The sequence below is a fragment of the Sorangium sp. So ce131 genome (genome assembly GCF_051519095.1).
Classification (GTDB): domain Bacteria; phylum Myxococcota_A; class Polyangia; order Polyangiales; family Polyangiaceae; genus Sorangium.
The window spans coordinates 5,322,265-5,342,158 of record NZ_CP150455.1 but is presented as its reverse complement, the minus strand read 5'-3'; the positions used below and the strand labels follow the sequence as shown (position 1 = coordinate 5,342,158).

The window sequence follows — 19,894 nt, the reverse complement described above, 5'->3', positions numbered from 1 at the left end:
GAGGCGCGCGCCGCGGCGCGCTTGTGCCGCGGCGCAGGCTCCCGTATCGCATCAGGCCATGCCGCCGCTCGACCTGCACGTCGCCTTGTTCGGCGCCTCCGGCGCCGGCAAGACCGTCCTTCTCGCCGCCTTCTACCGGGCGCAGACGCAGCCCTCGTTTCAGGACGAGTACGCGTACAAGATCCAGGCGGTCAACAAGGCGCAGGGCAACCAGCTGCTCGGCCGCTTCTATCGCCTCGAGGAGGGCAAGTTCCCCGAGGGCAGCACGCGCTTCGACGAGTACGTGTTCGACTTCTTCCCGAGGGACCTGCCGGAGCCGGCGGTCCGCATCCACTGGTACGACTACCCCGGCCGCTGGTGGGAAGACGAGCCCGCCGACGCGGAGGAGCGGGAGCTGATGCGCGAGGGCCTTCTCAAGCTCGGCCTGAGCCAGGTGGGCATCCTCATCGCGGACGGCGCCAAGTACCAGGACGAGGGCGCCGGCTACATCCGGTGGCTCTTCGAGCATTTCGCCGACGAGTGCGAGCGGCTCGGCCGGACCAGCGCCGCCGCGGGCGTGGAGGTGAGCTTCCCGCGGGAGTGGATCCTCGCCCTCAGCAAGGCCGACCTCTTCCCGCCGGAGTACCGCGCCGAGGACTTCGCGCGCGAGGTCTGCCGGGACGCGGACGACCAGCTCGCGAAGCTCTGCGCCGTGCTCCGCGCCGAGCAGGCGTTCGGACACCGCTTCATGCTCCTCTCGTCCGTCGCCGCCCCGCGGGACCGGCGCGACGCGGGCGAGGTGGGCGAGCCGCGCGACGCGGACGAGGCGCGCGAGGGCGCTGAGACGGGCGAGCCACGGGCGCCGCGGATCGACCCGAAGGCCTCGATCGGCGTGCGTACCCTCGCCCCCGCGATCCTGGTGAGCACGGTCGAGGGCGCGGTCCGCGAGGCGCAGGCGGCGCGGAGGGACAAGTCGGCGCGCGAGACGCTGCTCGAGGGGCTGCGCGGCCTCGTGCAGTTCGTCGATTCGATCGACGATTTTCTGCCGAAGAAGTACCAGATCGTGAGCAAGATCCTGAGGTACATCTCGCTCAAGGATCTCGTGAGCACCCGGCTCGACCGGCTCAAGCGCGCCCGGGAGGACGCGATCCGCAAGGGCGACACGTTCAAGGCGGTGCTCACCGCGATGGTCGCGGCCCTCCGCGAGGAAGAGGGGCTGCGGGCCTACCACCAGAACCAGTAGGCCCGTCATGCCCGAGCCCGCGCCCCTGCCCGTGCCCCGCGTCGAGCCCTCGCGCCTGCTCTGGAGGACGCGCGGCGAGCACTGGGATTACGAGTTCATCTGTGTTCCCGACGTGCCGTCGCTCCCCGCCTGGCTCACGACGCTCGAGGCGATGGTCGGCGACGCGGACGCCGGGTCGGAGGAGCTGCGGTATGGCCTCCTGGAAGTCGACGAGCCGGGCGCCTCGGCGCCGCGCGCGTTCCCCTACGTGGCCACGCGGTTCTTCGATCCGGCGCGGAGGGACTGGACCGGGCGGCCGATCCAGCATTTCGCGGCCTGGTTCCCGCCGATCCCGCCGGAGTCGATCGAGGCGCTCCCCGCCGTGATCCCGGTCGACTGGCACCTTCGCATCCTCGCCGGCCTCGCGGGGACCTACGGCTCCGCCGAGGTGTTCGGGCTGCCCGAGGCGGCGATCCGGGCCTGGAAGCGGAGCCATCAGGAGAGCCGGGCGGCGGCGGCGATGACGATCGTGCGGAGCACGCCGCCGATGGAGCTGCTCGCCGGCGAGGCGGCGGCGGCGCGGTGGACCCGGGTGCCGACGCTAAAAAAAAAGCGTCAGGAGGCCCGGATAGAGGTGCCCCCACGCGCGGCGGGCGGATGCCGTAGCGCCGCGGCCAGGGTCCTCGCCTGCGTCGCCGTCTGCGGGATCCTCCTCTTCACCGTGAGCCAGCTGGCGAGCTGCGGAGCGCCCTTGACCGGCACATCTCGCGGAGCCGGCCGCGCAGGATCGAGCTCGTTCTGAACGGCCCAGCGTCTTCGGTCCTCCACAGCGGTGTTCACCCCTCTCTGGCACATGCGCCGCAGAGCGGCGGTCACCCGCACAGGAGACGGGCCCAGATCGGCGTTTTCGGCGCGGAAGCGCACTCCTGTGCGTTGAGCACCGAAAACGTCGAGATGGGCCCGTCTCCGAAGCGGGTGCCCGCCGCTCTAGATGCCGCCGCCGTCCTCGAAGACGTCGCTCCGCACCTTGGCCTGGCTGATCCGGCTGTTCGGTGGGACGCTGCGCGTGAGCCACACGTTGCCGCCGATGCTCGATCCATGGCCGATGGTGATGCGCCCGAGGATCGTCGCGCCGGAGTAGACGACCACGTTGTCCTCGACGATGGGGTGGCGCTCGATACCCTTGATGGGGTTTCCGCTCGAGTCGACCGGGAAGCTCTTGGCGCCCAGCGTGACGCCCTGATACAGGCGCACACGCTCGCCGATCCGGCACGTCTCTCCGATGACGACGCCCGTCCCGTGATCGATGAAGAAGCTCGCGCCGATCTCGGCGCCGGGGTGGATGTCGATGCCCGTCTCGGAGTGGGCGATCTCCGAGAGGATGCGCGGGATGAGCGGCACGCCGAGCCTGTAGAGCAGGTGGGCGATCCGGTGGTGCAGGATCGCCGTGATGCCCGGATAACAGAACACCGCTTCGTCGATGCTCGTGGCCGCTGGATCCCCCTCGAACGCCGCGCGCACGTCGGTCTCGAGCAGCGCCCGCGCGGCGGGCAGGCCCGCGGCGAAATCGCGCACGATCTCGGCCGCGCGGCCCTCGCGGAGGGCGAGCTCGCGGGCGTCGAGATCCGCCGAGAAGCTGAGGCCCCTCCGGATCTGCTCGTGGAGCGCGAGCAGCGCCGCGTCGAGCGTCCGACCGACGAAGTAGTCGGTCCCCTCGTCGGTGAGATCCGGGGGCCCGAAGTGCGCCGGGAAGAACGCCGCCCGAAGATCGCGCGCGATGCCGACGAGCACCTCGCGCGACGGCAGCGCCTGGCGTCGCCCGAGCTGGCGGCGAACGCCGTCGGTCCCCCGGCCGGCCTCGCGCAGCGCCGCCACCACCGAGCCGAGCGCCCAGGAGGCGCCTCCCGGCGCGGGCGCAACCCCGTTGGCCTCGCGGTCCGGCGCGCTCACGTCGCGAGCCCCCTCTCGTCGAAGAGCCCCTCGAAGAGGCTCGTGCTCAGGTAGCGCTCGCCCGAGTCGGGGAGGACGACGACGATCGTCTTGCCCTCGTTCTCCTTGCGCTTCGCGATCCGCGCCGCGACCGCCGCCGCCGCGCCGGACGAGATCCCCGAGAGGATCCCCTCCTCGCGCGTCAGCCGCCGCGCGAAGGCGATCGCCTCGTCGTTCGTCACCTGCTCGACCTCATCGACGATCGACAGATCGAGCACGTCGGGCACGAAGCCCGCGCCGATCCCCTGGATCTTGTGCGGCCCCGGCTTGAGCGGCTCGCCCGCGCGCGTCTGCGTGAGCACCGGGCTGTGCGCGGGCTCGACCGCGACGGAGGTGATCGCCTTGCCCTTGCGGTGCTTGATGAAGCGCGATACGCCCGTGATCGTGCCGCCGGTCCCGACGCCGGACACGAGGATGTCGATCTTCCCGGCCGTGTCCTCCCAGATCTCGGGGCCCGTCGTGCTCTCGTGGATCGCGGCGTTCGCCGGGTTCTTGAACTGTTGCAAGAGCACGTACCGGTCTGGGTTCGACGCGGCGATCTCCTCCGCCTTCGCGACGGCGCCGCTCATGCCCCTCGGCCCTTCGGTGAGCACCAGGTTCGCGCCGTAGGCCACGAGGAGCTTGCGGCGCTCGATGCTCATCGTCTCCGGCATCGTGAGCGTGAGCGGGTAGCCGCGCGCCGCCGCGACGAAGGCCAGCGCGATCCCCGTGTTGCCGCTCGTGGGCTCCACGATCTCCTTCCCCGGCCTGAGGAGCCCCCGCTTCTCGGCGTCCCACACCATCGCCGCGCCGAGACGACATTTCACCGAGTAGCCAGGGTTGCGCCCCTCGATCTTGGCGAGCACGAGCGCGCTCGCGCCGTCGAGGACGCGACGGAGGCGCACGAGCGGCGTGCGGCCGATGGCCTCTGCGTTGTCTTCGAACCAGCGGCGTGTGACGTTCGACATGGAGCCCCTGCGGTGCGACGGCGCGCTACCGCGTCCTCCAGGTCGTGAGGACTTCGAGCGGGCAGCGGACGCCGCTCTTGAAACAACAACGGATGCACGTCTAACATAACGGACAAACTGCGCAAGCATTTTGTCTCGCGCCGCCCGGCGACCGGCCGGCGGCGCCTCCCGGCCCGGCGCTGGCGGTCGACGTCAGCGGCGTTTCGTGGTCCTGGGCCGGCGATCGATGTCAGTGATGTTTCGTGGTCCGGGGCTCGCGACCGGCGTCCGCGGCGCCCCGCGGGCCGGCGCTGGCGGTCGATGTCAGCAGTGTTTCGCGGCCCGGGCCGGCGCTCCGCCGCCTGGCCCCGCCCTTCGACTTCCGCGCCGCGCGGCGTCGGCAGGGCCTGACGTCCGCCAGAGTGGACATCAATTCTGCTCAAGCGGCTGCGCTCCACCATAACGTAGAAGCCTCTACTTTAAAGGAGGAAAGCGGACAGCCTAAGGAACGCCCTGTTGCTACCATCGGGAGAAATAGTACTAAGGGACTGCTTTGACCGAGACGTCTCCCCACGCGTCGGACGCGTCAGAGCGCTAGGAAGAGTCTGCCATGAACGATGGAGCCCACTCGCTGAGCGAGCGCGCTGCGCGCCAGCTATCGAACACGACCAAGTCCCCGCCGCAGTGGGTCGGAGTCACCCCCCGCTGGCTCGTTCAGCTGCTGCCCTGGCTACCGCTCGAGGCGGGCGTGTACCGGCTCAATCGGGTCGTCGAGAACGATTTTGCCGTCGAGTGCAGCCCGGATGACGACGCCCAGCTGCCCGTCGCGCGCATCGATTATGACGAGAATCCGCGCGAGTACGTGCTCAACACGGTGACCACGACGATCCACGTGCACAGCCGGATCTCCGACCTGTTCCGCAGCCCCATGGATCAGGTGAAGGAGCAGCTCTCGGTCCTCATCGAGAAGCTCAAGGAGAAGCAGGAGGACGAGCTCATCAACAACGGCAGCTACGGCCTGCTCAACAACGTGCACCCCAGCATGAGGGTCAAGCCGCGCGGCGCGGGCCCCACGCCCGACGATCTCGACGAGCTGATCGCGCGGGTGTGGAAGGAGCCGGCCTTCTTCCTGGCCCACCCGCGGGCCGTCGCGGCCTTCGGTCGCGAGTGCACGCGGCGCGGGGTTCCGCCGCCCACGGTGACCTTGTTCGGCTCGCCGTTCCTCACGTGGCGCGGCCTCCCGATCATCCCCACCGACAAGCTGCACCTCGCGGGCAACAAGACCGACATCCTGCTGCTCCGCGTCGGCGAGAAGAAGCGCGGCGTCGTCGGCCTGTTCCAGCCGGGGATCCCGGGCGAGGTGAGCCCCAGCCTCTCGGTTCGCTTCATGGGCATCAACCAGGCCGGGGCCTCTTCGTACCTCGCGTCCCTTTACTGCTCGGCAGCCGCTCTGACCGAGGATGCGCTCGGCGTGCTCGAGGGCGTCGAGGTGGACAGCTACTATGAGTACAAGTGAGCTCCACAGGGCGGATTTCCAGGGTGCTCCTCCGCAGGTGCCCCGGGCCGCGGGGAGCTCTGGGATCTCGCCCTCTGCCGTGCCGCTCTCCGGGCCGGGCGCCGGTCACGCGCCTGGGCCCGGCGTCCCCGGCGTCCTCGGCGTCGACGCCGCCGCGATGGCCGCGGTGATCGCGCAGCTCGCGAATGAGATGCTCGGCGCGCCGATGAGGCAGGGCGGATCGGCAGTGCCCGCTCCGCCGCTCCCCGGCGCTGCGCCGTCGCTGTCACCTGCGCTTCCCGGGCAGATCCCGGGCTCCGCGCCGCTGGCCGCAGCGGCGCCTTCCATGGCGGCCGCCCCCGCGTATCCAGGCTCAGCGCCCGGCTATCCCGGCGCGCTCTCTGGTCATCCCGGCGCGCTCTCTGGTCATCCCGGCGCGCTCCCCGCGTATCCCGGCGCGGTCCCCGCGTATCCAGGCTCAGCGCCCGGCTATCCCGGCGCGGTCCCCGCGTATCCAGGCTCAGCGCCCGGCTATCCCGGCGCGGTCCCCGCGTATCCAGGCTCAGCGCCCGGCTATCCCGGCGCGCTCCCCGGTCATCCCGGCGCGGCGATGCTTCCGGGCGCAGCAGTGCACGGGGAGTACGCGCGCGTCCCGCTCCTGGGCTCCGAGCCGCTGGGCCCCGGCGCCGTCGAGGAGGTGCTCCGCGTTCCGGTGCTGGGCGATCTCGCGGCGCGTGACACGCGGCCCTACTTCATGCCCAGCGCGCCGACGGTGGGCATCGAATCGCCCGTCGGCGCTCGCCGGATCGAAGCCCACGAGCTCCGCGCGGTGGATCCGGCGCTGGCCCGCGGCCTGCGCGCTTCCGCGGGCCTCTTCGACGCCCACGCGATCCGCCGCGACTTTCCCATCCTCGAGGAGCGGGTCCACAACCGGCGGCTCGTCTGGCTCGACAACGCGGCGACGACCCAGAAGCCCCAGGTCGTCATCGATCGCCTCTCGCACTTCTACGAGCACGAGAACTCCAACATCCACCGCGCGGCGCACGCGCTCGCGGCCCGCGCGACGGACGCCTACGAGGCGGCGCGCGAGACGACGCGCCGCTTCATCAACGCACCGTCCGCGCGCGACATCGTGTTCGTGCGCGGCACCACGGAGGGGATCAACCTGATCGCCCAGAGCTGGGGCTCCAGGCACGTGGGCCCGGGCGACGAGATCGTCATCACGTGGCTCGAGCACCACGCCAACATCGTCCCGTGGCAGCAGCTTTGCTCCGAGAAGGGCGCCAGGCTCCGCGTCGCTCCCGTGGACGATCGAGGGCAGGTGATCCTCGAGGAGTACGAGAAGCTGCTCGGCCCGCGGACGCGCGTCGTCTCGATCACGCAGGTCTCGAACGCGCTCGGCACCATCACGCCCGCCCGCGAGATGGTGCAGATGGCGCACCGCCACGGCGCGCGCGTGATCGTGGACGGCGCGCAGGCGGTGTCGCACATGCGCGCGGACGTGCAGCTCCTCGACTGCGACTTCTACGTGTTCTCCGGACACAAGGTGTTCGGTCCGACGGGCATCGGCGTCGTCTACGGCAAGAGCGACGTGCTCGACGCGATGGGGCCCTGGCAAGGCGGCGGCAACATGATCGCGGACGTGACGTTCGAGCGGACGGCCTACCAGCCGCCGCCGGCCCGCTTCGAGGCCGGCACCGGCAACATCGCGGATGCCGTCGGCCTCGGCGCTGCCCTCGAGTACGTGACGCGGATCGGGATCGAGAACATCAGCCGTTACGAGCACGAGCTGCTCCACTACGCCACCCACGCCCTCATGACCGTCCCGGGACTGCGGCTCATCGGCACCGCACCCGACAAGGCGGGCGTGCTCTCCTTCGTGCTGCACGGGCAGCGCACCGAGGAGATAGGCGGGGCGCTCGATCGGGAGGGCATCGCGGTGCGCTCGGGCCATCACTGCGCGCAGCCCATCCTGCGCAGGTTCGGCGTCGAGAGCACCGTGCGCGCGTCGCTCGCCCCCTACAACACCTGCGAGGACATCGACGCGCTGGTTGACGCGCTGCATCGGATCCAGATCGGGCGCCTGCGCTGATCCGACTGCGACGTACGCCGTCCGCTGTGGCGGAGGTCGCGGCCCTGACCGCCCTGCGGCTTCCGTGTGGCCCAGGTGCCGGAACGCGCAAGACAGGCCGAAATCCAGGGATTTGAAGGGTTTCGAGGCGGTGGCGGACGTGTGTCCCCCGGGTTGCCGACGACGGCCGCGTCCGTTATAGTGGACGCATGATCCAGACGATATCTCCCAAGGAGGCGGACGCTCTGATCAAGAGCGGCGAGGTGGACGTTGTGGATGTGCGGGAGCCGCGCGAGTGGTCGTCCGTGGGCCACTTGCCGAAGGCTCGGCTGGTGCCCCTCGATCAGCTGAGGGCGGATCCGCAGCGTGCGCTGCCGCGCGATCGGGTGGTCTTCGTCTGCGCGAAGGGCGTCCGCAGCCTGACGGCGGCGAAGCTCGCGGAGCGGCTCGGGTTCAACCAGCTCTACAACCTGGATGGTGGCACGAGCGGCTGGGTGAAGGCGGGGCTTCCGCTCGAGCACAGCTGAGCTCGCGCACGTTCACCCCGGCGTGCTCGGGCCGGCGTGCGCCGGGCCGGCGGATGGCGGGTTGCGGAGAGCGGGCTTGCCCTGCCTCGCAAGCACGATGAGGCCCCCGCGCCGCACGAACCCGAGCCGCTCGTTCAGCGCGAGCATCCCTGGGTTGTTCGATTCCACCGCGGTCGAGATCCGCGCGTAGCCGTGGCGCCGCGCGAAGGTGATCGTCGACAGCTTGAGCGCCGTCGCCACGCCGCGCCCGCGGCCTTTGGGCGCCACGCCCGTGAAGAGGTGATCGAGGCACGCAGGGTCCTCGGCGCTCCGGTGCAGGATGCACAGGCCGAGGTAGGTGTCCCCTTCCCTCGCGATGAAACACGCCTCGGGCAGCGACGTGGGCCACCGCTCCAGGTAAGCCGCGAACGCCTCGGCCGGCAGCTCCGGATCGGCGTGGTTCGGCAGCGGCACCTCGCGGCTCACGGCGAGGTACAGGGCGCGTAGATCCGCGAGGCAGGCAGGCTGGCGCGCTCGCTCCTCGGGGAGCGTGACGACGGCGACGCCGGGCGGGGGGACGGCCGGGAGAGGCCCCGGGCCGGGCTGCGCGAGGTCGAGCTCGAAGTCCCAGCTCCGGAAGAGCTCGTGGAATCCGAGATTCGTCATGAGCGCGCCCATGTCCGGCCGAGCCTCGGGCACCATCGCGCGGAGCTCGGCGGCGCCCAGGCGATCGAGATCACGCTCCAGGGCAGTGAAGAGCCGGCGGCCGATGCCGCGGCGGCGATAGGCCGGGTCGCACCGCACCGAGCACCAGAATCGCGCCGGGTGATGATCCCACGGCATGTGGAAGCCGTGCGCATAGGCCACGATCGCGCCCGTATCGACGACCTCGGCGACGTAGCGGCGGAGGACGCGGCCGTCGCGCGAGAGCACCGCGTCGAGCTCCCGCAGCGCGGCGGGCGTGCGCGGCTCGAAGTCGTGCCGCTCGCCTCTCGGGACAGCGGCGTTCAGGCGCGCCACCGCGTCCCAAGTTGCATCTTCAGGAAGGGCCGCGCGGATCTCGATGGTCTGGTCTGCGGCGCTCTCCGGTCCGATCATGACGGCAGGTATCCTGCACGACCGGAGGAGCGACGCCCAGAGCGCAGCCGAGGTGAACAAGCAGCTTCACGGAGTATCCAGGCGGCGTGTCGCCCAAGGTAGGCGCAGCGGCGGGCAGCGGAGAGCGCGGCCGGATCTCGACCTACCCTGCTAGGCTGGTGTACGTGGATCGGATCACGCCCGAGGACGCCCCTCTGCCGGACCTGACGCACGTCCTCCGCGAGCGTGACCTGTACCGCAGGCTCCTCGACCTCGGCGCGCAGGACGAGCTCGAGCCCTTTCTGCACGAGGCCCTCGGCCTCTTCGTCGAGCTGGCCGGCGCCCGGCGCGGCTACCTCGAGCTCCAGGACGACGGGGGCGACCACGACGCCCCGCGCTTCTGGATCGCGCGCGGCTGCTCCGACGGCGACGTCGCCGACATCCGCGCCACCCTCTCGCAAGGGGTGATCGCCGAGGCGATCGCCACCCGCACCACGATCGCCACCGCCTCGGCGCTCGAGGACCCGCGGTTCCGGAACCGCGCGAGCGTGCGGAAGAACCGCATCGAGGCGATCCTCTGCGCCCCCATCGGGGTCGATCCACCGCTCGGCGTCCTGTACCTCCAGGAGCGGCTCCAGCCCGGCTCGTTCACCGACGAGGACGTGCAGCGCGCCGAGACGTTCGCCCGGCACATCGCCGCCCTCGCCGACCGGCTCCTCATCCGGCGCCGCCGCCGCGAGGAGTCCGACCCGACGCTCCCGTTCCGGAGCAAGCTGCACGTCGACGGGCTCATCGGGCGCAGCGCGGCCATGGCCCGGCTGCTCCAGGAGGTCGCCGTGGTCGCGCCGCGCGACGTCGCCGTGCTCCTGACCGGCGCCTCCGGCACGGGCAAGACCCAGCTCGCGCGCGTCATCCACGACAACGGGCCGCGCAGCGCCGGGCCGTTCGTCGAGCTCAACTGCGCCGCGCTGCCCGAGGCCCTCCTCGAGAGCGAGCTGTTCGGCGCCCTCCCCGGCGCGCACTCCACCGCGGCGCGGAAGGTCGAGGGCAAGGTCGCGGCCGCGGAGCGCGGCACCCTCTTCCTCGACGAGATCGGCGAGCTGCCGCTCGCGGCGCAGGCGAAGCTCCTCCAGCTGCTCCAGTCGAAAGAGTACTTTCCGCTCGGCGGCAGCCGCGTCGTCAAGGCGGACGTCCGCGTCATCGCCGCGACGAACGTCGACCTGAAGGCCGCGGTCACGAGCCGTAAGTTCCGGGAAGATCTCCGTTATCGGCTGCAGGTCATCCCGATCCGCGTGCCCTCGCTCGCCGAGCGGCGCGAGGACGTCTCGGCGCTCGCCGCCTACTTCTGCGCGTGCGCCTGCAAGGCGTACGACCTGCCCCAGCTCCGCCTGTCGCCCGGCGCCCGGCGCGCCGCCGAGGCGGCCGAGTGGCCCGGCAACGTCCGCGAGCTCGAGCACGCCATCCAGGCCGCGGCCCTGCGCGCCGCCGGCGACGGGCTCGTCCAGATCGAGCGGCGCCACCTCTTCCCGGAGGCGGCGGGCGAGATCCAGAGCCCGGTCGTGGAGCGCCTCACCTTCCAGCAAGCCACGCGGCGGTACCAGAAGCAGCTCCTGCTCGACACGCTCGAGGAGACCGGCTGGAACGTGACCGAGACGGCGAACCTGCTCGATATCGCCCGCGCCCACGTCTACAACCTGATCCGCGCGTTCGGGATCGAGCGGCAGAAATGACGCCGCAGCCCCGGCGCTCCTGACGCCGCCTCGCGGCCGCGGGGCCGGGCCCGCCGTCGCGGCGACGTGCTCCGGCGACAAGCGGTCTTCGCCCCCGCGTCCTCGCGGTACAATACGCCGCGCGCCCGACCGTCCACCGCAGTGGACATTCAGGCGCCGCCCGCCTCGCCTACGGCCGGCCAGCGGGCACCAGCCAGGCGCCTCCCCCAAGAGGCGCCCCCCGGGTGGCATGAAACGTGAGTTCGGGCCCGGCGATGACCGACGTCTGGATGAACGATCTCGTTGCCTGTAACGGCATCGACGGCGCGACCGGGACTTACGCGCTGGATCCTGTCCCCATCTCCCTCCTCGCCGACCAGGCCCGCCGCCACCTCAAGATCCCGGAGACGCCGCCGCCCGAGCCCACACGCCGGATCGACTTCAACGTCATGCCCGAGATGAGCGACCTCTCCGAGATGGGCTGGGGGGTCGTCTTCGCGCGCGACGTGCCCGCGCCGGTGCGCGCGGCGCTCCGGCCCCTGCTCGCGCAGCGAGAGACGCAGGCGGGGCGGCTCTTCAAGACCTTCGAGTTCGACGCCGCCAGCGACACGTTCACGACGTGGCTCGCCCGGCACGGGGTCGCCCCCGGCGCCCGCGACGGGGCCCGGGTCCCCTTCTACCTCCTGCTCGTGGGCTCGCCCGCCGCCATCCCGTTCGAGTTCCAGTACCTGCTCGACATCGAGTACGCGGTAGGGCGCGTCGCCTTCGACACCGCGGCGGAGTACGAGGCCTATGCGCGCGCCGTGGTCGATTACGAGCGCGCCCAGGCGAGGCTCGCCGAGCGGGAGGTCGTTTACTGGGGGCCGCGCCACGAGGGCGACAGCGCGACGGAGCTCAGCGCCGACTGCCTGCTCACGCCCCTCGCGAACGGCGACGGCGGCGCGCGGCCCGTGGCGGAGGCGCGGCGGTTCCGGACGACCCGGCACATCGCGGCCGACGGGACCAGGCAGCACCTCGTCGAGGCCCTCCACCGCGACCGCCAGCGCCTGCCGCCCGCGGTGCTCTTCACGGCGTCGCACGGGCTGAGCTGGCCGAAGCACCACGCGCGGCACGCCCCCGAGCAAGGAGCGCTGCTCGGCCAGGAATGGGAGCGCTCCACCCCGGTCGGGCCCGAGGACCGCGTCGCGGGCGCCGATCTCGGCGGCGGCGCGCGGGTGCACGGCCTCGTGGTGTTCTCGTTCGCGTGCTTCAGCGCCGGCACGCCGGCCGTCGACAACTTCCGCAGGCACCGCGCCGACCCGCCCGCGACCATCGCCGACAGACCCTTCCTCTCCGCCCTGCCCCGCCGCCTGCTCGCGCACCCGAACGGCGGCGCGCTCGCGGTCATCGGCCACGTCGACCGCGCCTGGAGCTTCTCGATCCGGCCGCCGGGCGTCGCCGCCCGCGTGCAGCCGTTCCGCGCGAGCCTCAACCTCATCATGCTCGGCCTCCCCGTCGGGCTCGCGACCACCGACTTCAGCCAGCGGTACGCGACCCTCTGCGCCAACCTGCTCACCGGCCTGGACAGCCCCGACGGCGTCCGCCGCCCGATGACCGATCGCGAGCTCGCGGCCGCCTGGATCGAGCGGATCGACGCGCAGAGCTGCGTGCTCCTCGGCGATCCCGCGGCGCGCCTGCGGCCCGAGGTCCTCGCCTGAGGCCGCGGGGACGCGGCCGCGCCTCGACCTTGTTGTCGGCCGGCGCGCTCTCCCCGTATGCTGTGCTCCCCATGAGGCTCGCCACCACGGTTCCTCGGGGGGAGCCCCCGCGAGAGACCGTGCCTCACGGGGCGCACGACCCGCCCGGCCTCGCCGCGGGTCCCTTCGCAGGGACACCGCGCTTCCAGCCGCGCCGCCACCTCGGGCAGGGCGCGATGGGCGCCGTCTACAGCGTCTACGACGCGGAGATGGAGCGCGAGGTCGCCCTGAAGACGCTGCTCTGCCTCGACGCGAACCAGCTCTACTTCCTGAAAGAGGAGTTCCGCTCGCTCGCGGGCATCCTCCACGAGAACCTCGTCGAGCTCCACGAGCTCGTCGTCGGCGACGAGGACTGCTTCTTCACGATGGAGCTGGTCGACGGCGTCGACTTCGCGACCCACGTGCGCGGCGGGCCGGCCGGCGCCCCGCCCTCGGACGGGCTCGACGCGCGCCCGCTCGCGCGCCTCGTCGACGCGGCGGAGCAGCTCGCGCTCGGCGTCGCGGCGCTCCACGCCGCCTACAAGCTCCACCGCGACATCAAGCCGTCGAACATCATGGTCTCCCGCGGCGGCCGCGTCGTGCTGCTCGACTTCGGGCTGGTGACGCCGTGGGGGCCGGACGCCGCGCCCACGGATCACAACGAGCTCGCGGGCACCCTGCCCTACATGTCGCCGGAGCAGACCTGGGGCAGGCCGCTCACCCCGGCGGCCGACTGGTACAGCGTGGGGGTGCTGCTCTACGAGGCGCTCGCGGGGGCGCCGCCGTTCCCGGGCGTGCCGTGGCGGATGATCCGCGACAAGGAGCAGCGGAACGTCTTCCCCCTCAGCGCGCGCGCCCCCGGCACGCCCGAGGTCCTGAGCCAGCTCGTCCACGAGCTGCTCCACCCCGAGCCGGCGCGCCGGCCAGGCTGCCGCCAGGTCCTCGACGCCCTCGCCGCCGCCAGGGCGCCCAGCCGGCCGTCGAGCCGGCCGCCCCCGATGCCGGCGCCGCCCTTCGTGGGGCGCGAGGCCGAGCTCCTGGCCCTGCGCGCCGCCTTCGACGAGGTGCAGCGCGGCCGCGTGGCCGTGGTCCGCGTCGAGGGCGCCTCCGGCGTCGGCAAGACCGAGCTCGTCCGCCGCTTCGCCTCCTGGGCCCAGGAGAGCGCCGGCGCGCTCGTGCTGCGCGGGCGCTGCCACCCGCAGGAGTCCGTCTCGTACAAGGCGCTCGACGCGCTCGTCGACGCGCTCAGCCGGCACCTGCTCGGGCTGCCCCACGACCAGGCCGCCGCCGTCGCCCCGCAGCACGCGGCCGCCCTGCTCCGGATCTTCCCCGTGCTCGGGCGCGTCCCGGCGCTGGCCGCCGCGGCCGGGCCGCCCCCCGCGATCGAGCCGCAGGAGCTCCGCCGGCACGCGTTCGAGGCGATGCGCGAGCTCTTCCGGAGGCTCGCCGGCCTGCGCCCGCTCGTGCTCTGGATCGACGACCTCCAGTGGGGGGACGTGGACAGCGTGCTGCTCCTGCGCGAGCTGCTCCGCCCGGACGACGCGCCCCCGCTCCTCTTGCTCCTGTCCCACCAGCACGAGGACACGCGGCGCTGCCCCGTGCTCGACGCGCTCGAGGGCGCCCTGCGCGAGCTGCCCGCGGGGAGCGCGCGCACGCTCGTCGTCGGCCCGCTGGACGAGCCGGTCGCGCGGGAGCTCGCGGCCAAGCTGCTCGCCAGCGCGGGCCGCGAGGTCCACGCGGGGATCGCCGAGCTGCTCGCGGACGCGGGCGGGCTGCCGTTCTTCATCGGCGAGCTCGCGCGGCACGCCGCCGGGGCCGGCGACGCCGGGGCCGCCGGATCCCCGGCGCAGGCGCGCCTGTCGTACGTGATGAAGGCGCGGGTGGAGCAGCTCCCCGAGCGCGAGCGGCGCATCCTCGAGATCGCGGCGGTGGCGGCCGGCCCGCTCGACCGCCGGGTCGCGCTGCAGGCCGCGGGCCTCGGCGAGCCCGGCCGGCCCGAGGTGAACCGGCTCGGCAAGGCGTCGCTGCTCCGGCTCACCGAGATCGACGGCCAGACGGCGATCGAGACGTACCATGAGCGGATCCGGGGCGCGATCCTCGAGCAGCTCGAGCCCGAGCGGCGGCGCGCGTGCCACCGCCGGATCGCCGAGGCGCTGGAGGCGCAGCCCAGCCCGGACCCGGAGGCGCTGCTCGCGCACCACCTCGGCGCCGGCGACACGGCCGCGGCGGGGCGCTACGCGATCCTCGCGGCGGAGCAGGCGGCCGAGGCGCTCGCGTTCGAGCGGGCGGCCCGCATGTACGGCGTGGCGCTCGAGCTCCGCCCGGGCGATCCCGCGCGCCACCGCCTGCACGAGAAGCTCGCGGACGCGCTCGTCAACGCCGGCCAGGGCGGCGCGGCCGCGGCCCATTTCGCGAGCGCGGCGCGCGCCCTCGCGGCCCGCACGCCGGACGCGCCGGCCGTCGTCGACCTCCGCCGGCGCGCCGCGGAGCACTCCCTGCGGAGCGGGCACGTCGACCAGGGCGTCGCGATGCTGCGCGACGTGCTCTCGGCCGTGGGGCTGCACTACCCCTCGTCGCCGCGCCGGGCGCTCGTCTCGGTCCTCCTCCTCCGGGCGCGGCTCCGCGCGCGCGGGCGCGGCTTCGCGCCGCGCCCCGAGCACCAGATCTCCGCCCAGGACCTCTCGCGCGTGGACGCCTGCTGGTCCGCGGGGCTCGGCCTCGCGTGGATCGACCAGATCCGGACCGCGGCGTTCCAGGCGCGTTACCTGCTCCTCGCGCTCTCGCTCGGGGAGCGCGGCCGGGTGGCGCGCGGCCTCGCCACGGAGGCGTCGCAGCTCGCGGGCATCGGCGGCGCGCGCAACGAGCAGGAGAGCCGCGAGGTGCTCGCGGCCGCCGAGGCGCTGGTCGAGGAGGACGGCGATCCGCTCGTGAGCGCCTTCCTGCTGCTCATGAAGGGGACCATCGCGTTCTACCAGGCGCGGTGGCGCGACGCGCTCACGCTCTGCCGCAGCGCCGAGGACGTGCTGCGGGAGCGCTGCCGGGGCGTGTCCTGGGAGCTGACGACGTGCCACATCCTGTCGCTCGCGTCGCTCGCGTACCTCGGGCGGATGAGCGAGCTGCGCGCCGCGCTCCCGCGGCTGCTCCAGGTCTCCGCGGAGCGCGGCGACATCCTCGCGGCGGCGAGCCTCGCGACCGGGCTGCCCAGCATGGCGTGGCTCGGCGCCGACCAGCCCGAGGAGGCGCGGCGGCGCGTGGACGAGGCGATGGCCCTCTGGCCGCAGTCCGATTTCCAGGCGCAGCATTATTTTGCGCTGCTCGCTCGGTGCCAGATCGACCTCTACGCGGGGGACGGCTGGGCCGCGTGGGAGCGCATCCGGGCGGTCTGGCCGACGGTGCGCGCGACGGTGCTGCTCCGGGTCCAGCACTTCCGGATCACGCTGCGCCACCTGCGGGCGCGCTGCGCGCTCGCTGCAGAGGCCGCGGGCGCCGCCGGGGGCGCGGGCGCCGCCGGGGGCGCGGGCGCTGCCGGGGGCGCGGGCGCTGCCGGGGGCGCGGGCGCTGCCGGGGGCGCGGGCGCTGCCGGGGCCGCGGGCGCCGCCGACGCCGCGGGCGCCGCCGACGCCGCGGGCGCTGCCGGGGCCGCGGGCGCCGCGGCGCGCGGGCGCCAGCGCGCGGCCTCCAGCGCGCGGCTCCTGCGCCTCGCCTTGGCGGAAGCGCGGCACCTCGAGGGCGAGGGGCTCCCGTGGGCGGACGCGCTCGCCGCGGCGGTGCGGGGCGCGGTCGCGGCGGCCGAGGGGCGGCGCGGCGAGGCGGCGCGCCGGCTGCTCGGGGCCGCCAGCGCGTTCGAGCGGCTCGACATGGCGCTTTACGCGGCCGCGGCGCGTTATCGGCTGGGCTGCCTCGCGGACGACGCCGTGGGCCAGGCGCTGCGCGCGCGGAGCGCGGCGGCGATGCGGGCGCTCGGGGTGGCCGATCCCGGGCGCATGGCGGCGGCGCTCGTCCCGTGGTCCGAGGCCTGGACGGGGCGCGCCGGGCGGGCGTCCCCGCCCCGCTCACCTCAGGAGATCGCGACCCCGTCCGACGACCACCGGAGCTCCGCCTCGAGCTCGCAGCGCAGCACCTGACGCGCGCCGCCGTTGATCGAGGCGGTGGCCATGACGTTCCGGAGCTTGCGCGCCGGGAACCAGAGCGACCACTCGATGCGGTGGGTCGGAAACGGCCGGGTCTGGTACGTGACCTCGATCTTCCTGGCGCCGCCGAAAGGGCTCGCGTTCGCGGCCTTCACCTTGCCGTTGTCGATCATGTAGAAGAGCGTGACGTCGTCGTCGCCTTCCCACGTGATCGTGAACGTGATCTCGTCGGTCGTGGCTCCCCCGCGCCCGCGCGCGTTGCTCGGCGGAGGCAACGTCATGGCAGGGCCGCGATCCGGCGCAGCCGCTCTTCCATCTGATCCTGCTCGGCCTTCGCCTCCTCGAGGGTAGGCTCGACCGGGGGCGAGAAGGTGAGCAGCTCGAGGATCCGGTCGCGGCGCTGCCACGCCTGCGCGTCGAGCTCCTTGGCGAGCTTCACGAGCGGGCCGGTGGCCTCCTCGACCGGGAACAGGGCCGCCTTCGCGGCGAGCCCCTCGCGCGCGAAGATCGCGTTGGCCGCCATCCGGGCCGCCTCGTTCGCGCCCTCCATGGTGGCGAGATCGGTCATGGTCTGCACGTAATCGGACGCGAGCATCAGGTTGTGGATCTGCGTCTCGGCGCGCGGCCGCCGGAACCAGGAGCCCGGCGGGTGGACGAGCAGCGGGGTGCGGTTCTTGGCGCCGCCCGGCCCGAACTCGATGTTGTCGTCGAGGCGCCAGCCCGCGCGGTCCTCGTCGCGGAGCACCTCTCCTTTGCCGTTCAGGCTGGCCTGGAGCTGCCGCCAGATCTCGGCGAGCACCTCGTCGGCGCTCGTGCACTCGGCCGCGGCCTTCGCGGTGAAGCGCCCGGGCTGGTCCCAGACGCAGATGTCCACGGAGAGCACGCCCTGGACCTGCCCGTCGCCGTACCGCTCGGAGAAGGGGCCGCCCGCGGGCGCCCAGAACTGCGCCTGCGAGATCGAGCTGAGCGCCCAGGGAGAATCCGCGTAAGCGACGTGCCCGTTGCAGATCGGGACGTCCCTGCGGAGGTAGAACTGGGCGCCCGACATCCACGCCGTCATGTCGGTCGCGTCGCGGAGCCGCCCGAGCGCCGGGTCCGCGGCGATCATCGCGTCGTCGATGCACGCCCCGGCCCGCTCGAGCGGCAGGGCGAGGACGAAGTAATCGGCGGCGACCGAGTCCGGGCTGCCCTCGAAGCGCGCGCCGCGGATGCGGCCGCCGTCGAAATCGAGGCCGATGAGCCGCTTCTCGAAGTGGAACGCGACGCCGAGGCCCCGGAGGTGCTGCTCCCAGGGGTCGAGCCACTGCAGCGTGGTCGGCCCGTTGAGGACCCGGTCGTTCGCGTCGGCGGGGCGCTGGAAGTCGAGCAGGATCTGGAGCGCCTTGGAGGCGATGGTGCGGGCGCTGCCGCGCTTCGCGTCCATCGCGACCATGAACCGCGACGAGTTGATGTACGACTGGAAGCGCGGGGTGTAGCGAGGCCCCTCGACGTAGTCCCAGAAGGACATCCGCTCGAGCTCGCCCAGCCTGCGCTCGTCGCAGGTGCACATGAACGCGAGCATCTTCGAGCCGAAGAGCGCGAGGTCGCTGGCGCACACGTCCGAGCCGGCGAAGAACGACTCGACGGCATCGACGACGCGGAAGAAGTCGCCGATGCCCTGCGGGCGCCGCCGCGGGAGCACCTGGGGCCCCCGGTCGGCCTCGGCGATGGCCATCTCCCCGCACCCGACCAGGTTGTCGGCGACGTTCCCGCCGCCCGGCAGGGGCGTGCGCCGCATGGTGTCGATGACGTGCTGGTAGAAGGCGGGGAAGAACCGGAACCCGTGCTCACCCGGGAGATCGCGCCGTTGGCCGACGCCGGTCCCGGCCTTGAACTGGCTGCGGGCCTTGCCCCCGAGGTGCCGGTCCGCCTCGTAGACATGCACCTCGAAGTCGCCGGCGAGCTCGTGGGCCGCGCTGAGCCCGCCGATCCCGCCGCCGAGGATGGCGACACGCTTCTTGCTCATGCTTTCCTCCCTTGCAGCGTCCGGGTGATGTTCGCCGGCCGATCGACCTCGCGCTCGCGGACCTCCCGGACGAGCAGCCGCACGCCGACATTCGGCTGCGCGATCTGCTCCGCGAGGTACACGGCGAGGGCGTCGAGCCGCTCGATGACGGGGCCCCTCTCGGCCGGGTCGAGGCGCGCGAGCTTGAGCGCGGCGGACCACGCGAGCTCTCGCACGCCGCGGAGCACGACGTTGTTCGCCGCGGCCCAGGCGCCGCCGGCGACGCTGTCGAACGCGCCGACCCACCGCGAGGCGCGGCCCACGTCGCGGTCGACCTCGCGCATGAGCGAGGCGACGATATCGTTGATCTTCAGGAAGTCGCGGCGAAGGTCGTGGATCTTGTCGCCGGGGCAGGTCTCGGCCGCCGCGACGCCGAGGTCGAGGACCAGGTGGGCGTCGAGGCCGAGGTAGAGGTGCTGGAGGATGGTGAGCTCCGGGCGCGCGCAGGCGTCGAAGGCGACGCGCCACGAGCGCGCGACCTGGGGGTCGGCGGCGCGGGCGCGGTAGCGGTCCAGCGCGTCGAAGTAGCGGTTCGCGAAGGCGACGTCGAACCGCTCCATGCGCGGGCCGTCGAGGAAGGAGCCGGTCCTGACCTCGTGCCGCACGGCGGCGGTGACGCGCCGGTAGAGCGCGGCGAAGTAGCCGAAGCGGGTCTCCTCCTGGATCGATCGCTCGGCGATCTCGTCGAGCCGCTCGATGACGTGATCGAGGGTCTCGGCGCTGCGACGAGGCGTGGACGGCTCCGGGGGGGTGCAGGCGTTGGATTCGAAGGACATCATCATGGCGGTCGTGGCGGGACGCTGAGCAAGGGCCGTTCCGGGCGTGGCGCGACGCAGGGGCGCGCCGCGGCGGCGCGGGCGGCTTCGCCGAGGGGGGACGGCGCCGTCCAGGGATCTGGGCACGCGGGCGTCCGACCGTCTACTGGACTGGACGGTGAGGGTCAGCCGAGGCGCGCGGCGAGCCCCTGATACTCCGCTCCGCGGAGAAGGACGATAGGCGAGCCTGAGGCCGGAGCCGCGTTCGAGCTCCTG

Annotated in this window: 14 protein-coding genes; 8 read left to right on the top strand and 6 right to left on the bottom strand. The window is 73.0% G+C overall.

Features of this window, described 5'->3' with window-relative positions; translation table 11 throughout:
- The first annotated feature begins 58 nt into the window (after positions 1 to 58).
- Positions 59 to 1,222: a hypothetical protein gene (locus tag WMF43_RS19270; protein ID WP_437682115.1), complete on the top strand. Its 1,164-nt coding sequence runs from the start codon at positions 59 to 61 to the stop codon at positions 1,220 to 1,222.
- A gap of 7 nt (positions 1,223 to 1,229) precedes the next feature.
- A complete protein-coding gene (locus tag WMF43_RS19265; RefSeq protein ID WP_437682113.1) occupies positions 1,230 to 2,003 on the top strand; it encodes a hypothetical protein in 774 nt (257 codons plus the stop codon).
- A gap of 185 nt (positions 2,004 to 2,188) precedes the next feature.
- On the opposite strand, the gene epsC is transcribed toward WMF43_RS19265, so the two are convergent.
- Both epsC and cysK read right to left on the bottom strand, forming a co-directional pair.
- Entirely contained in the window at positions 2,189 to 3,151 is a 963-nt protein-coding gene (gene epsC, locus WMF43_RS19260) for a serine O-acetyltransferase EpsC (RefSeq protein WP_437682112.1), read from the bottom strand.
- A complete protein-coding gene (gene cysK, locus WMF43_RS19255; RefSeq protein ID WP_437682110.1) occupies positions 3,148 to 4,137 on the bottom strand; it encodes a cysteine synthase A in 990 nt (329 codons plus the stop codon). The genes epsC and cysK overlap by 4 nt, the downstream gene beginning before the upstream one ends.
- Positions 4,138 to 4,726: 589 nt before the next feature.
- Between cysK and WMF43_RS19250 the strand changes: the two genes are divergently transcribed.
- The 3 genes from WMF43_RS19250 to WMF43_RS19240 all read left to right on the top strand — a co-directional run bounded on the left by WMF43_RS19250 (position 4,727) and on the right by WMF43_RS19240 (position 8,209).
- Positions 4,727 to 5,632: a family 2A encapsulin nanocompartment shell protein gene (locus WMF43_RS19250; RefSeq protein WP_437682108.1), complete on the top strand. Its 906-nt coding sequence runs from the start codon at positions 4,727 to 4,729 to the stop codon at positions 5,630 to 5,632.
- The gene (locus WMF43_RS19245) at positions 5,619 to 7,703 is read left to right on the top strand and encodes a family 2A encapsulin nanocompartment cargo protein cysteine desulfurase (protein ID WP_437682106.1); all 2,085 of its coding nucleotides are present in this window, start codon (positions 5,619 to 5,621) and stop codon (positions 7,701 to 7,703) included. The genes WMF43_RS19250 and WMF43_RS19245 overlap by 14 nt, the downstream gene beginning before the upstream one ends.
- Positions 7,704 to 7,891: 188 nt before the next feature.
- Entirely contained in the window at positions 7,892 to 8,209 is a 318-nt protein-coding gene (locus WMF43_RS19240) for a rhodanese-like domain-containing protein (RefSeq protein WP_437682105.1), read from the top strand.
- A gap of 12 nt (positions 8,210 to 8,221) precedes the next feature.
- Here WMF43_RS19240 and WMF43_RS19235 read toward each other — a convergent pair whose 3' ends face one another.
- Positions 8,222 to 9,286: an N-acetyltransferase family protein gene (locus WMF43_RS19235; RefSeq protein ID WP_437682103.1), complete on the bottom strand. Its 1,065-nt coding sequence runs from the start codon at positions 9,284 to 9,286 to the stop codon at positions 8,222 to 8,224.
- Between the two features lie 164 nt (positions 9,287 to 9,450).
- On the opposite strand from WMF43_RS19235, the gene WMF43_RS19230 reads away from it, so the two are divergent.
- From WMF43_RS19230 to WMF43_RS19220, 3 genes are all read left to right on the top strand, one after another.
- Positions 9,451 to 10,995 (top strand): sigma 54-interacting transcriptional regulator, encoded by a 1,545-nt coding sequence (locus tag WMF43_RS19230; protein WP_437682101.1) that lies wholly within the window; start codon positions 9,451 to 9,453, stop codon positions 10,993 to 10,995.
- A gap of 236 nt (positions 10,996 to 11,231) precedes the next feature.
- A complete protein-coding gene (locus WMF43_RS19225; protein ID WP_437682099.1) occupies positions 11,232 to 12,671 on the top strand; it encodes a C25 family cysteine peptidase in 1,440 nt (479 codons plus the stop codon).
- 71 nt (positions 12,672 to 12,742) lie between these two features.
- Positions 12,743 to 16,813, top strand: a complete 4,071-nt coding sequence (locus WMF43_RS19220; RefSeq protein ID WP_437682097.1) for a serine/threonine-protein kinase — start codon at positions 12,743 to 12,745, stop codon at positions 16,811 to 16,813.
- On the opposite strand, the gene WMF43_RS19215 is transcribed toward WMF43_RS19220, so the two are convergent.
- The 3 genes from WMF43_RS19215 to WMF43_RS19205 are packed head-to-tail and all read right to left on the bottom strand — an operon-like array spanning position 16,747 to position 19,645.
- On the bottom strand, positions 16,747 to 17,100 hold the full coding sequence (locus WMF43_RS19215) for a hypothetical protein (protein ID WP_437682095.1): 354 nt from the start codon (positions 17,098 to 17,100) through the stop codon (positions 16,747 to 16,749). The two genes, WMF43_RS19220 and WMF43_RS19215, sit on opposite strands and share 67 nt — an antisense overlap.
- Positions 17,097 to 18,824, bottom strand: a complete 1,728-nt coding sequence (locus WMF43_RS19210; protein ID WP_437682093.1) for a hydroxysqualene dehydroxylase — start codon at positions 18,822 to 18,824, stop codon at positions 17,097 to 17,099. The genes WMF43_RS19215 and WMF43_RS19210 overlap by 4 nt, the downstream gene beginning before the upstream one ends.
- Positions 18,821 to 19,645, bottom strand: a complete 825-nt coding sequence (locus WMF43_RS19205; RefSeq protein WP_437682091.1) for a DUF5995 family protein — start codon at positions 19,643 to 19,645, stop codon at positions 18,821 to 18,823. The genes WMF43_RS19210 and WMF43_RS19205 overlap by 4 nt, the downstream gene beginning before the upstream one ends.
- Positions 19,646 to 19,894 lie beyond the last annotated feature (249 nt).

Bases quoted from the DNA above. Each gene is read 5' to 3' on its own strand.
- WMF43_RS19270 (WP_437682115.1), top strand. From the start codon at position 59: ATGCCGCCGCTCGACCTGCACGTCGCCTTGTTCGGCGCCTCCGGCGCC.
- WMF43_RS19265 (WP_437682113.1), top strand. From the start codon at position 1,230: ATGCCCGAGCCCGCGCCCCTGCCCGTGCCCCGCGTCGAGCCCTCGCGC.
- cysK (WP_437682110.1), bottom strand. From the start codon at position 4,137: ATGTCGAACGTCACACGCCGCTGGTTCGAAGACAACGCAGAGGCCATC.
- WMF43_RS19250 (WP_437682108.1), top strand. From the start codon at position 4,727: ATGAACGATGGAGCCCACTCGCTGAGCGAGCGCGCTGCGCGCCAGCTA.
- WMF43_RS19245 (WP_437682106.1), top strand. From the start codon at position 5,619: ATGAGTACAAGTGAGCTCCACAGGGCGGATTTCCAGGGTGCTCCTCCG.
- WMF43_RS19240 (WP_437682105.1), top strand. From the start codon at position 7,892: ATGATCCAGACGATATCTCCCAAGGAGGCGGACGCTCTGATCAAGAGC.
- WMF43_RS19235 (WP_437682103.1), bottom strand. From the start codon at position 9,286: ATGATCGGACCGGAGAGCGCCGCAGACCAGACCATCGAGATCCGCGCG.
- WMF43_RS19220 (WP_437682097.1), top strand. From the start codon at position 12,743: ATGAGGCTCGCCACCACGGTTCCTCGGGGGGAGCCCCCGCGAGAGACC.
- WMF43_RS19215 (WP_437682095.1), bottom strand. From the start codon at position 17,100: ATGACGTTGCCTCCGCCGAGCAACGCGCGCGGGCGCGGGGGAGCCACG.
- WMF43_RS19210 (WP_437682093.1), bottom strand. From the start codon at position 18,824: ATGAGCAAGAAGCGTGTCGCCATCCTCGGCGGCGGGATCGGCGGGCTC.
- WMF43_RS19205 (WP_437682091.1), bottom strand. From the start codon at position 19,645: ATGATGATGTCCTTCGAATCCAACGCCTGCACCCCCCCGGAGCCGTCC.